Source organism: Rhizobacter sp. J219 (assembly GCF_024700055.1).
GTDB lineage: Bacteria > Pseudomonadota > Gammaproteobacteria > Burkholderiales > Burkholderiaceae_C > Rhizobacter.
Window position 1 is genome coordinate 1,454,975 of the sequence record NZ_JAJOND010000001.1, and the last position, 12,696, is coordinate 1,467,670.

Consider the following 12,696-nt stretch of genomic DNA (forward strand, 5'->3'; position numbering starts at 1 on the left):
GCCCTTCAGCTGCGCGGCGGCGGCTCGGTGACGAAGCTGACTTTCTGGATGCCCGCGCGCTGGCAGGCAAACACCACCCGCCCCACCGACTCGTAGCGCGCCTTCTCGTCGCCGCGGATGTGCACCTCGGGCTGCGGCACCGTCACCGACACCTTCTTCAGCCGCTCGACGAGCGCGTCGTTGTCGGCCACCAGCACGGCGTTCCAGTACACGTCGCCGTCCTTGGTGACCGAGATCTCGATGTTCTCAGGCTTGGTCTGGCGCGCGAGGTTGGTTTCCTTGGGCAACGCGACGGCCGCGTTCTGTGTCACCACCGGCACGGTGATGAGGAAGATGATGAGCAGCACCAGCATCACGTCGACCAGCGGCGTGGTGTTGATGGTGGACAGCACCTCGTCTTCGTCGCCGTCGGGGGCCCCGACATTCATCGCCATGGCATGCGCTCCGGCCAGTGATCAGCGAGCCGCAGCACGGCTGCCCAGCAGCACACCGTGCAGGTCGGCGCCGAAGCCGCGCACCGACTCCATCGCCACCTTGTTACGACGCACCAGCCAGTTGTAGCCCAGCACCGCCGGCACCGCGACCGCGAGGCCGATGGCCGTCATGATGAGCGCCTCGCCCACGGGGCCGGCCACCTTGTCGATCGAGGCCTGGCCGGCGATGCCGATGGCGGTGAGCGCGTTGAGGATGCCCCACACCGTGCCGAAGAGGCCGACGAAGGGCGCGGTGGAGCCCACGGTGGCCAGCACCGCCAGGCCGTCCTGCATGCGGCTGTGCACCGTGTCGACGGCGCGCTGCACGCTCATGCCGATCCAGGTGTTGCGGTCGATGTTGGCGGTGAGTTCACCCGAATGGTCGCGGCCGGCTTCGATGCCGCTCTCGGCGATGAACTGGAACACGCCGTCGGGCTTCAGGGTCTTGAGGCCATCGGCGAGCGTCGCCGACTTGAAGAAGTTCGCCCGCGCCTGCCGGGCTTCGGCCGCGAGCCTGGCGCTCTCGATCAACTTGGTGATGAGGATGTACCAGCTCGCCAGGCTCATGAGCACCAGCAGGCCGAAGGTGAAGAGCGTGACCTTGTCCCCCTGCATCAGCATGTGCTTGAGGTCGTAGGGGTTCTCGACGCTTTCTTTGCTGACGGCCGGGGCCACAGTGGCCGCAGCCACGGGGGCCGAGGCCGGTGCCTGGGCTTGCGCGGGTGCCGAGGCGAAGGCTGCGGCGAGCAGCAAACCGGCCGCGAGCGAATGGAGTTTTTGAAGAATGGACATCGTGATTCCGATCTGCTGCAAACAAAAAACTACTGTGAGTTGAAGGTGAGCGGGAGCAGCACGCCGGCCACCTCCTGAGCCTGCCCGATGCACTTGAACTGCGACACCATCTCGATGCTGTGGCGGTTGAACGCACGATGCGTCGACTTCGCGATCGCCACGTTCTTCACCTCGCCGGTGGTGGCGATGGTGAACGACACCGTGACCTCGCCCGAGTCGAGCTGCGCACGCCGTGCTTCCCGTGGGAAGCCGCCGTCCAGCAGGATCTGTTTGTACCCGGGGCAGATGGCAAGCAGCGACGGCGGGGCCGGTGGCGCAGGCGGCGCCGAGGCCACGGGTGCAGGCACCACCGGCGCGATCGCCACCGGCGCCGGTGGGGGCGGCGTCGGCGTGGTGGTGATGGTGGGCGCGGGCGGCGGCGGCACAGCCACCTGCACCTCCGGCGGCGGGATGAACGGCGGCGGTGGCGCCTCCAGCTTGGGCGGAGGCGGCGGCGCCACCTCGGGCGGCGGTGGCGGCTTGGTGATCTCCTCGATCACCTTGGTCTCGATCGGCGCCCGCACGACCTCGATGTCCTTGCGCGACAGGCCCGTCATCAGCCCGAAGATGAGCAGCACATGCAGCGCACCGACGACTGCGATGCCGATCAGGCGGCGCCTCGCGGCCGCGGGACCCTTCGAGAAATCCTTCATCAGAACTTGTACGACGCGTTCACGTACGCCGTGCGGCCGACCGACGAGTAGTAGCGGTCGTCATAGCCGAACTGCTGGCCACGGTTGCCGCCGCCCGACGAGATCGACAGCGGCGGCTTGGTGTTGAACACGTTCAGGAGGCCCACGCTCACCACCATGTCCTTGCGCGGGTTCCACTGCGTCTGCCAGTCGAGCGTGACGTGGCGCTTGACCGGCAGGCGGATGTCTTCGTAGTTGCCCGTCGGGTTGCCGGAGGCGTCGAGCTCTTCCACCGTGCTCGTCGCATCGAGATAGCCCGATCGGAAATTGGTGGTGAAGGTGTGGGCCCAGCGACCGTGCTGGAAGGTGTTGGCCCAGCTGCCCAGCCAGCGGAACGTGACCACGCCCAACGCTTCGTCGCCGCCACCGATGGCGGAATACTTGCGGCCGGTGGGTGTGAGCTGGCGCTGCTCACGGATCATGTAGGTGAGCGCAAAGCGTGAGGTCAGCGATGCGAACGGCAGGCGCGCGCGCGCGGTGGCGTCGATGTCCAGGCCCGTCAGACTGTCGGTGCCGAGGTTCTTGTTGTCGGCGAGGAAGGCGACGTACACGTTGCCGGTACCGGTGTCGGTGCGGGTGGTCCAGGAGTTCGCGTAGAGCTGCGGGTTGGCGAACACCTCTTCTTCGGTCAGCTGGCCGATGTTGTTCTTGATGCGCACGTACCAGAGATCGGCACCCAGGGTCACGTCGCGCCCCGGCTCGAAGCGCAGGCCGAGCGAACGCTGGCGCGATTTCTCGGGCTTCAGTTCGGTGTTGCCGGCGGCCACCACGTCGTATTGCGACGTGCCCGGCCGGCAGGTGGCGCCAAGCGACGCGGCGATCGCCAGCAGTTCAGGGCCGCAGGTGTAGTCGTTGAAGGTCACCCCGTAGGTCTGGCGCGGCGCGTTGACCTGCGGCAAGGTCGGTGCCCTAAAGCCGGTGCCGACGGAGCCTCGCACCATCAGCTGCGGGTTGGGCTGCCAGCGGAAACCGCCCTTGGCCGTGGTGGCCTTGCCGAAGTCGTCGTAGCGGTCGAAGCGCAGAGAGGTGATGAACTCCAGCCCCTTGGCTGCAGGCGCGATCAGCTCGCCGAACGCGCTGTAGCTGTTGCGTGACGATGAGTACGGGATCGACTGCGCGGCGTCGCCGAAGCGCTGGTCGCATTGCGTCGGCCCCGAGGTGGCCAGCGGGTCGCACAGCGTGCCCGCCACCGGGTCGGCCAGCCGGCCCTGCGCATAGAGGCTCGGCCGCGACGAGAAACTCTCGCGCTGGAACGAAACACCGGTGCCCAGCATCATCGGGCCCGCCGGCAGCGTGAGCACTTCGGCAGACGCGCGCACGCCCACCGAGTCGAGCTTGGAGATGCCGCCGTCCCAGTAGCCCTTGTAGTTGATCGAGTTGAGGGCAGCGACACCGGCCGCCGACTGCTGGCCAGGCCCGACGAACGGGTCGAGCAGCCCGCTGTTGGCAACGCGCGCCACCGCCAGCGCGCCCGGCAGGCCAGCGATGTTCTGCACCGACTCGCTCTGCGAATGCGCATAGAAGGCGTTGTAGTCCCACCCCAGCAGCTGGCCCTTGGAGCCGGTGGAGAAATCGACGAAGGTCGCCTTGTCCTCGTAGCTGCGGTTGCCGAGGTCGTAGATGCGGTAGTAGGCCTCGCTGTCGCCCGCCACGCCGTTGGGCAGCAGATAGGTGTTGTGCAGGGGGCTGCCGGCCGCGATGGAAATGACGCCGGGCACGGGGGCGATGCGGGAGTTCTGCACCGACTCGGAATACAGCACGTCCACATACGGCGTGTGATCGCCGATCTTCATGTTCAGCGAGCCCAGCACGCTGGTGCGCTTGCGCGCGGGGTAGACCTCCAGCTCGCCGACGAAGTTGAAGGCGCAGTAGTCGCCGAAGTCGCTGACCAGGAAGGTCTTGTCGGGACAGCGGCCGTTGGCCACGTAGTAGGGGTTGAAGAGGAAGTCGTCGCTGTCGTCGGCCGGCGTGCCGTTGTCGTGGTACGCGTTGGCCGGGATGGCCGCCGCGGTGACCTGCTGCACGCGGTAGCTCTTGCCCGCGTGGTTGAAACGCACCTCGGCCGAGTTGCCGAAATCGCGCTCGGTCGAATCGAGCCGGGTGCGCTCGTCGTGCGACAGCGACAGCAACACGTTGAAGCCGTCTTGCTCCAGCTTGCCGAAGCCCTTGGTGGCGCTCACGCGTTTCTCGCGGGCGCCGCCGCGCGGGAAGGAGAAGCCGACCGACACATCGCCTTCGTCGGTGTTGCGACGGGTGATGAAGTTGATCACGCCGGCGATCGCATCGGCCCCATACAGCGCCGAGGCACCGTCAGTCAGCACCTCGATGCGCTCGATCGCCGCCAGCGGCAGCGCGTTGAGGTCCATCGCGGCGGCGAAGCCGGTGAGCGTCTGGCCGCCGAACTGCGCCATGCGGTGGCCGTTCAGCAGGACGAGCGTGCGGGTGTCGCCCAGGTTGTGCAGCGACACCGTGGTCACGCCCCCTGCCCCGCCGCCCACGCCCGCCGACTCGACGAAAGAGCCCTGCACGTAGGTCAGGCGCTGCAGCAGATCGGTGACCGAGGTGGCCCCGCTGCGGGCGATGTCTTCCTTCTTGATGACCTGCACCGGCAGCGCCGCCTCGGCGTCGATGCGGCGGATCGACGATCCGGTGATCTCGACGCGTTCCAGCTGCGGTTGACCGAACGCCGGCCCGACGGCCAGCACGCCGCCGACCGCCATCACGGCAGCCGAGCAGATCTTGGTTCTTCTGAACATGGGGGCTCCTGAAATTCGGTCGCGATCGTGCAAGGCCCGTGCCGATCCCGACCGACGTGTCTCTTCTTGTGTGCCAGAGATCAATCTCGCATTGTCTTCAAAGGCATCCGCAACGTCCCTCTAGAGTATCCCCAAGGCACGCGGCCGCCGTGTGAACGTCCGACTCAGTCGTCATGCCATGCAGGCTGCAGCCGGTCGGCGCGGTGCAGGGCCGAGATTGTCTCCAGCAACTGCTTGACCGCGAGCCTTTCCACACCGGTGAGATGCGGGTTCCAGCAGTCCATCAGCAGCACCACGCGGGTCTGTGGCGAACGATTCCAGGCTTCGTGCAGGTAGGTGTCGTCGAACATGACCAGTTCGCCTTCGCGCCACGCATGCTCGCAATGGCCGACCAGGTGGAGCGCGCAGCCCTGCGGCACGATCAACGGCAAGTGCATCACAAGGCGCACGTTGCTCACGCCGTGGTGCGGGTTGATGTGCGAGCCCGGCGCCAGCACCGAAAACAACACCTCGGGCGCCTGGTCTTCGAGGCGGCAGAGGTCGAGCGACTCCAGCACCGCGCTCGTGCGGGGGCAGCGGGCATGGTGGGCGTCGTGGCGGCGTCCGTGGCGGTAGAAGAAGAACGCCTTCCACGCGGCGGCCCCGTCGCCCGACACGTACTCCTGCCGCCGGTCGTCGATGAAATCCGGCAGGCGGCCCGCGTCTTCCTGCAGCACCTGCAGGGCTTCGGCGCGGATGTCGTGGAACGCCGCCCTCAAGCGGCCCGCCCAGGGCTGAAGGCCGGGGTCGTGGAACGGCGTGTTGGGCAGTCCGGGAAAGAAGAAGAACCTGGGGCGCTGCCGCGGGTCGGCCGGGGTGGCGTCCCATTCGCGGAGGTAGCCGCCCAAGGCCCGGTCGACACGGGCCAGCGCGTCATCGCCGTGCGCATCTCGCAGTGTGTCGTACGAGGCTCGTAGCAGCTCTCGGCGTTGTTCGCGCAGCTGCTGTGTCGCACGCAACACGGCGCTCAGCAAGGGCGGAGGCGTCGTTCGCTCGTCCAACCAGCGGCCATGGTGGCGAGCCTCGACGATGGCGTGCAGATACGCCTTCAGCGCCGCACGCGATTCGCCCAGCGCATCGAGCGCCCGGCCGAGCAACAGCCAGCCTTCGTAGAAGTCGGGCGCGTCCCGTGTGGCGTGCTCCAGGGTCGTGCGGGCTTGCGCAGCGTCACCCGCGCGCAGGTACAGCAGCGCCAGGTCCAGCAGCACCGGCCGGTCATCGGGGTGGTGCGCCAGCGCGGTCGCGAGGAAGCGGGTGGCGCGCGGCGCATCGCCACGCTGCAGGGCCAGACCGGCCAGCGCCACCAGCGCCGGGCGTGCGCCGGGCCAGCGCTTGAGCACGTCGAGGTAGACCAGCTCGGCCTGGAGCACCTGGCCGCTGTCGCGCAGTGCATCGGCCTGTCGCAGGCGCGAGAGGGCCTCGGCGTTCATCAGGCCGCGATGCGCGGCACCGCGGCCAGCAGCGTACGCGTGTAGGGGCTGGCGGGCGCGTGCAGCACCTGGTCGGCCGGCCCGGCTTCTTCGATGCGGCCGTGCTGCATCACCACCACCCGGTCGGCGATGTACTCCACGACGCCGATGTTGTGCGTGATGAAGAGGTACGACACCCCCAGCTCGCGCTGCAACTCGCGCAGCAGGTTCAGGATCTGCGCCTGCACCGACACATCGAGCGCCGAGGTGGGCTCGTCGCAGACGATGAGCCGCGGCTTGAGCGCGAGCGCCCGCGCGATGGCGATGCGCTGCCGCTGTCCGCCAGAAAACTCATGCGGGTAGCGCTGCAACGACTCGCGCCGCAGGCCGACACGCTCGACGAGATCGGCCACGTCGCGCCGGCGCTGCTCGGGCGCGATGTCGGGCCTGAGCGCCTGCACGCCCTCTTCCAGCAGCTCCGCCACCCGCATGCGCGGGTTGAGCGAGCCGAACGGGTCCTGGAAGATCATCTGCACCGCGCGCCGCGCTTCGCGCAGGGCCTCGCCCTGCAAGGTGAAGAGGTCGCGCCCGTCGAGCAGCGCGCGGCCTTTGATGCGGGCCTGGCGGCGCAGCAGTTGCACGATCGCCTTGCCGGTGGTCGTCTTGCCGCAGCCCGATTCGCCGACCAACGCCACCGTCTCGCCGGCATCGACTTTGAACGACACGTCTTGCACCGCGGTGAAGTGCTGACGCGCCCGCTGCAGCAGAGCTTTGCGGAGAGCGAAATGCACCGACAGCTGCTGCACCTCGAGCAAGGGCTGGCCGGTGCTGCGCGGCAGCGCCGGCACCACCGGGTCGACTGCTACGGCGGCCGGTGCCGCAAGCGAGCTGGCGCCCTCGCGGTAAAGCAGGCAGCGCACCGGGTGATGGCCACCCGTCTCGATCAGCTCGGGCGGCGTGGTGTGGCACTCGGGCATCACCCGGTCGCAGCGCGGCGCGAAGCGGCAGCCTGTGAAGGCCTGCGACAAGGGCGGCACGCTGCCGCCGATGGCCGCGAGCCTCTCGCCACGGCGTGCCGCATCGGGCAAGGCGCTCAGCAGGAGCTTCGCGTACGGATGCTTGGGCGCGCGGAAGAATTCTTCGGCGGAGGCCACCTCGATGATCTGGCCGGCGTACATCAGCGCCACCCGGTCGGCCATGCCGGCCACCACCGCGAGGTCGTGGGTGATCAGCAGCAGGCCCATGCCGTGCTCGCGCTGCAGGTCTTTCAAGAGATCGAGGATCTGCTTCTGGATGGTGACGTCGAGCGCGGTGGTCGGCTCGTCGGCCACCAGGTACTCGGGCTCGGCGGCCAGCGCCATCGCAATCATGACGCGCTGTTTCTGCCCGCCCGAGAGGCGGAACGGGTATTCGTCGATGCGGCGCTCGGGCTCGGGAATGCCCACGCGCCGCAGCCAGTCGATCGCCTTGGCCCGCGCCGCATCGCCGCGCAATTCGGTGTGCGCCTCGATCGCCTCGACGATCTGGTCACCCACCTTCATCACCGGGTTGAGGCTGGTCGAAGGCTCCTGGAAGATCATCCCGATGCGCCCACCGCGCACCGTGCGCATGGCCGCCTCGGGCAGGGCCAGCACGTCCTGGCCCTCCAGGCTGACCTGCCCGTGGGTGATGCGCCCGTTCTCCGGCAAGAGGCGCATCAGCGCGAGCGCCGTCATGCTCTTGCCGCAGCCCGACTCGCCGACGAGCGCGAAGGTCTCGCCGCGGCGCACCGACAGCGCCAGGCCGTCGAGCGCCTTGACCAGGCCCTCGTCGGCGTCGAGACTCGACCTTCAGCTCGTCAACCTGCAGCATGGGGTCCTGCCTTCAGCCGTGGCCTGAGCTTGCGCGCCCGCGGGTCGAACGCATCGCGCACGCCGTCGGCAAAGAGGTTGGCCGCCAGCACCAGCGTCACCATGAACACGAAGGCCGCGGCGAACGACCACCACACGGTGGGCTCGCGGTTCATCTCGTTGCGCGCGAGGTTGATCATGCTGCCGAAGCTGCTGGTGCCGGGGTCGACACCTACGCCCACGTAGGTGAGTACCGCTTCGTAGAGGATGAGGTCCGAGAACGCGAGCACGGTGGTGATGAGCACGAGGTGCATCACGTTGGGCAGGATGTGGCGCGCCATGATGCGGGCGTCGCCCACGCCGAAGGCGGTGGCGGCCTGCACGTACTCGAGTTCGCGCAGCTTGAGCGTCTCGCCGCGCACCAGACGGCACAGCGTCGCCCAGCCGGTGACGCCGAGCACGATGCACAGCAAGAGGATCTTGAGGTCGGAACGCTCGGCGCCGGTCTCGAACATCTCGGGGTTCTTGTCGAGAAAGACCTGCACCATCAGCACGCAGGCGGCGATCAGCAGCACGTTGGGCACCGAACTCAGCAGGGTGTAGAGGTACTGGATCAGCTCGTCGACCCAGCCCTTGAAGTAGCCGGCCAGGATGCCCAGCACCACCGCGAGCGGCAGCGTGGCGAGCGTCGACAGCCCGCCGATCACGAACGCGGTGCGCACGCTCTTGAGGGCCAGGTAGAGCACGTCGTTGCCGGTGCGGTCGGTGCCGAACACGTGGTAGTGGCCCATCAGCGCCACCACCACGCCGCCGAGCAGGCACACCACGGCCAGCGTGACGGCGGTCGCGCGCAGCGGGTAGCGGGTGCGGTCGGCCGCGATGTCGCGCAGGGCCTGCACAGTGCCGCCGTGCGCACGCCGCAGCACCACCGCCGCGCCGAGCAGCAGGCCGGCGAACACCGCCGCGCCGCCGAGCAGGCCGAAGGCGCTGCGCCGTGCCACGTCGCCCGCCCACTCCTGCGCCGGGTCACGCAGGTGCGCGCCGCCGAACTTCAAGCGCGGATACTCGCGCACCGTCTGCCCGCCGACGTTCACGCTTTCCTTGCTGATGCCGTGCGTGCCGAGCGGCGCCGAGTAGGTGGCCTCGCGCATTTCGATCTGGCGGGCCAGCACCACGTCGAGCAGCGACACGGTGCGCGTGTCGTAGTACACCTGCGCGCCAGGCGAGGCGGGCGCCAGCGCGCGGCGGAAATGCACGCTGTCGAGCGCCGTGACCGCACCGAACAGCACGAGCAGCACCCCGGCGCTCAAGGCGGCCGGGTCGAGCAGCACCTTTTTCCAGTTCGCCTGCAGCGTGGGCTGTCGACGCACGTGCCACACGTAGGCCAGCAGCGCCAGCGCCAGCACGTAGAGCGCCACGTCGGTCCAGAGGAATACGAGCTTGAACTCCATGGTGCGATCAGGTGAGCCGCACGCGCGGGTCGACCCAGGTGTAGGCCAGGTCGATCAGCACGTTGCTCGCGATGTAGAGCACGGCGCCGAGGAACACCATCGAGCGCACGATGGCGAAGTCCTGCCCCGAGATGGCTTCGATCACGAAGGTGCCGAGACCGGGGATGCCGAAGAAGCTCTCGAACACCAGGCTGCCGAGGAACACATACGGCAGGTACGAGCCCGCACTCGTGATGATGGGAATGAGCGCATTGCGCAGCACGTGGCGCGCGAGCACCCAGGTCTCGGCGATGCCCTTGGCGCGGGCGGTGCGCACGTAGTCGCGGCCCACCTCTTCGAGCAGCATCGCGCGGTACAGCCGCGCCTCGCTGCCCAGGCGCGCTAGCAGCGACAGGATCACCGGCATCGCCAGAAACTTCACCGCATCCAGCCCGCCGGCATAACCCGATATCGGCACCAGCTTGAGCACCCGCGCAAAGAAGTACTGGCCGACGATGATGTAGAAGAGCGCCGAGATCGACAGCATCAGAACGCACAGCACCACGCCCCAGAAGTCGATGCGCGTGTGGCGGAAGAAGACCAGCAGCAGCGCGAAGGTCGTGCTCACGATGAGCTGCAGGATGAACACCGGCACCGCGAGCCGCAGGCTCACGCCCATGCGCACCTGGATCTCGTGCCCGATGTCGACGGCATTGCGCGCGTCGGAACGGCCGAATTCGAGCGCCATCAGCGAGACGGAGCGTTCCCACACGATGGTGTGGGTGAGCTTCTCGCTGCCCTGGGCGGCATCGTTCCAGTAGAGCGGCTTGTCGTAGCCGCGCTCGGCCTTCCACTTCTCGATCTGCTCCTGCGTGACGCGCTTGCCGCCGATGTTCAGGCGCGCCATGTCGTCCGGCGTGTTGACGGTGAAGAAGAGGAAGAAGGTGAAGAGGTTGACGCCGACGAGGATCAACAGCGCGTAGCCGATGCGGCGCAGGAGGTAGCGGGTCATGCGGTGCGCACCTCCGGCTTGGCCGTGCGCTGTTCGCTCCGGCGGTAGCTGCGACGCGCGATCCACACGAGCCACAAGAGCAGCGGCACGGCGGCGGCCAGCGGCCACCACACCGGCCGGTTCCAGGCGGCCTGGGCCTCGGCACGTGCCACCGCATCGACCCGGTAGTACTTGGCGAGGTCGCGCACCACGATGGTCGGCTTGCCGTTGTGCACCCACGACTGGAACGCGACACCCACGTAGGGGAAGTAGCCCCACGCCCAGGGCGCGTCCTGCTGGGCGATGGCAACCATGCGGTCGATGACCTTCTGCTTCTCGGGGCCGTCGTCGAGCGTCTGCATCTGCTGGTACAGGCGGTCGTATTCGGGGTTCTCGTAGTTGGCGGCGTTCTCGCCTTCGTGCTTGACCTTGCCGTTGGGCCCGTAGAGCAGGAAGAGGAAATTCTCCGCGTCGGGGTAGTCGGCCAGCCACCCCCACCAGAAGATCTGGTGCGTGCCCTTGTGCACCTTGTCCTGGAACTGGTTGTAGTCGGTGGCACGGATCTCGAGCTGGATGTCGATCTTGGCGAACTGGCGCACCATCCAGTCGAGTTCGGCCTTCAGCTCGGGCGTGGGCGCACGCTGGTAGTCGTAGTTGAGCACCAGCGGGCGGCCGGTCCTCGCGTCACGCCCGTTCGGGTAGCCGGCCTCGACCATCAGTTTCTTCGCGTCTTCGATCGGGCGGCGCACCACCTTGCCATCGACGAGCCGGTGCGTGACCGGGTTCATGCCGGCGGCGGTGCCGTGCCGCGCACCGAACACCCCCGGCGGCACCGGGCCGTGCGCCGCCTCGCCCCCCTTGTCGCGGAAGATGCGGCCGTAGCCCTCTTCCCAGTCGATCGCGATCGAGATCGCCTGGCGCAGCTTGCGGTTGCGCAGCTGCTGCTCGGGTGTGTCGCCCTTGCCCACCACCGGGTCGAGCCAGTTGAAGCCGAGGTACCAGTTGTTGATGTCGGTGGTGATGGGGAACTGGAAACCGCGCTCCTCGTACTCGCGGCGCACTACGTCGGAGTCGTCCATGTCGACGCGGAACACGATGCCCCACTCCGGCCGCTCGATCTCGGGCACGTCGAGGTAGCCCTGCTTGAACTTCTGCTTGAGCGGCACCTTCTCCTTCTCGATGGTCGAGACCACCTTGTCGACGAAGGGCATGAGCTTGCCGCAGTCGGCCAGCAGGCCCAGCTCCTTGTCGCCGGGCATGCCCTCGCAGGGATAGGGCTCGCCGCGGAAGTGGGGGTTGCGCTTGAGCACATGGCGGCGGTCTTGCACGTACTCGGCCATCATGAACGGGCCGGTGCCCACCGGCCACTGGTTCCACGACAGGCTGTTGCCGGCCATGCCGGGGCGTGCGTAGAACGCGTCGGCCTCCCAGGGCACCGGGGCGGTGAAGGTCATCGCGAGCCAGTATTTCCACTGCGGGTACTTGCCCTTGATGCGGATGCGCAGGGTGTACTTGTCGAGCGCGGTCACGCCTTCGAGCGGCCACTGCCGGAAGTCGAGAAAGGGCTTGTCCTGCGAGGAGGCGGGCAGCCCGGCGCGCAGCTTGGCGTCTTCGGCGCGCACCAGGGCGCCGTATTCCTTGAGGCCGAGGATGTAGGCCGAGAAGGTGGCGAAAACCGGCGCTTCGATGCGCGGCGTGGCGTGGCGCTTGAAGGCGTAGACGTAGTCTTCGGCCACCAGCTCACGGGTGCCGGTCTTCTCGAAGTCGAACGGCGAGCGCTTGTCGCCTAGCTGCTCGCGCGTGAGCTGGTGGTAGAGATAGCGGCCCTGCTCGTCTTTCGCAAACGCCGGGTGCGGCGCATAGAGGATGCCGGGCTTGATCTTGATGTCGTAGACGCTCTCGGCGATCTGCGCCGCCGGTGCGTCGGCCGGCAGCGGCTTGCGATCGGCCGACAGGTACACCGGCTGCACCACCGCCTCGGCCGCCTTCGGGATCAGCTCGTAGGGGCGCTTCAGGTAGTGGTAGCCGTACAGCGGCTCGTAGATCGAATAGGTGTACGGCGTCTCGGGGTTGCTGTACGACGCGGTCGGGTCCAGGTAGCGCGGCGAACGCTCGTCGAACGCGTTGAAGAGCGTGTTCTCTTTCTCCGCACCGGCCGGATGGGGGCTGTTGTTGCAGCCGCTCAGCATCGCCACCACGACGCCCAGCACGAGCGTGATCCGGCGTGCGAGGCGGTGGGGCTGCAT

Annotated in this window: 9 protein-coding genes; all 9 read right to left on the reverse strand. The window is 68.0% G+C overall.

Annotated features, from left to right (window positions below):
• Positions 1-5: 5 nt before the first annotated feature.
• The 9 genes from LRS03_RS06670 to LRS03_RS06710 all read right to left on the reverse strand — a co-directional run bounded on the left by LRS03_RS06670 (position 6) and on the right by LRS03_RS06710 (position 12,696).
• Positions 6-434, reverse strand: coding sequence for an ExbD/TolR family protein (locus LRS03_RS06670; RefSeq protein ID WP_257824603.1), 429 nt, complete (start codon positions 432-434; stop codon positions 6-8).
• Positions 435-455: 21 nt separating this feature from the next.
• Positions 456-1,265, reverse strand: coding sequence for a MotA/TolQ/ExbB proton channel family protein (locus LRS03_RS06675; RefSeq protein ID WP_257824604.1), 810 nt, complete (start codon positions 1,263-1,265; stop codon positions 456-458).
• A 29-nt stretch (positions 1,266-1,294) separates the two neighbouring features.
• A complete protein-coding gene (locus LRS03_RS06680; RefSeq protein WP_257824605.1) occupies positions 1,295-1,957 on the reverse strand; it encodes an energy transducer TonB in 663 nt (220 codons plus the stop codon).
• The gene (locus tag LRS03_RS06685; RefSeq protein ID WP_257824606.1) at positions 1,957-4,752 is read right to left on the reverse strand and encodes a TonB-dependent receptor plug domain-containing protein; all 2,796 of its coding nucleotides are present in this window, start codon (positions 4,750-4,752) and stop codon (positions 1,957-1,959) included. The genes LRS03_RS06680 and LRS03_RS06685 overlap by 1 nt, the downstream gene beginning before the upstream one ends.
• A gap of 164 nt (positions 4,753-4,916) precedes the next feature.
• Positions 4,917-6,221 (reverse strand): aspartyl/asparaginyl beta-hydroxylase domain-containing protein, encoded by a 1,305-nt coding sequence (locus LRS03_RS06690; protein ID WP_257824607.1) that lies wholly within the window; start codon positions 6,219-6,221, stop codon positions 4,917-4,919.
• Positions 6,221-7,969: an ABC transporter ATP-binding protein gene (locus tag LRS03_RS06695; protein WP_374685039.1), complete on the reverse strand. Its 1,749-nt coding sequence runs from the start codon at positions 7,967-7,969 to the stop codon at positions 6,221-6,223. The genes LRS03_RS06690 and LRS03_RS06695 overlap by 1 nt, the downstream gene beginning before the upstream one ends.
• A gap of 68 nt (positions 7,970-8,037) precedes the next feature.
• Positions 8,038-9,480, reverse strand: coding sequence for an ABC transporter permease (locus tag LRS03_RS06700; protein ID WP_257824608.1), 1,443 nt, complete (start codon positions 9,478-9,480; stop codon positions 8,038-8,040).
• 7 nt (positions 9,481-9,487) lie between these two features.
• Positions 9,488-10,471 (reverse strand): ABC transporter permease, encoded by a 984-nt coding sequence (locus LRS03_RS06705; protein WP_257824609.1) that lies wholly within the window; start codon positions 10,469-10,471, stop codon positions 9,488-9,490.
• A complete protein-coding gene (locus tag LRS03_RS06710; protein ID WP_257824610.1) occupies positions 10,468-12,696 on the reverse strand; it encodes an ABC transporter substrate-binding protein in 2,229 nt (742 codons plus the stop codon). The genes LRS03_RS06705 and LRS03_RS06710 overlap by 4 nt, the downstream gene beginning before the upstream one ends.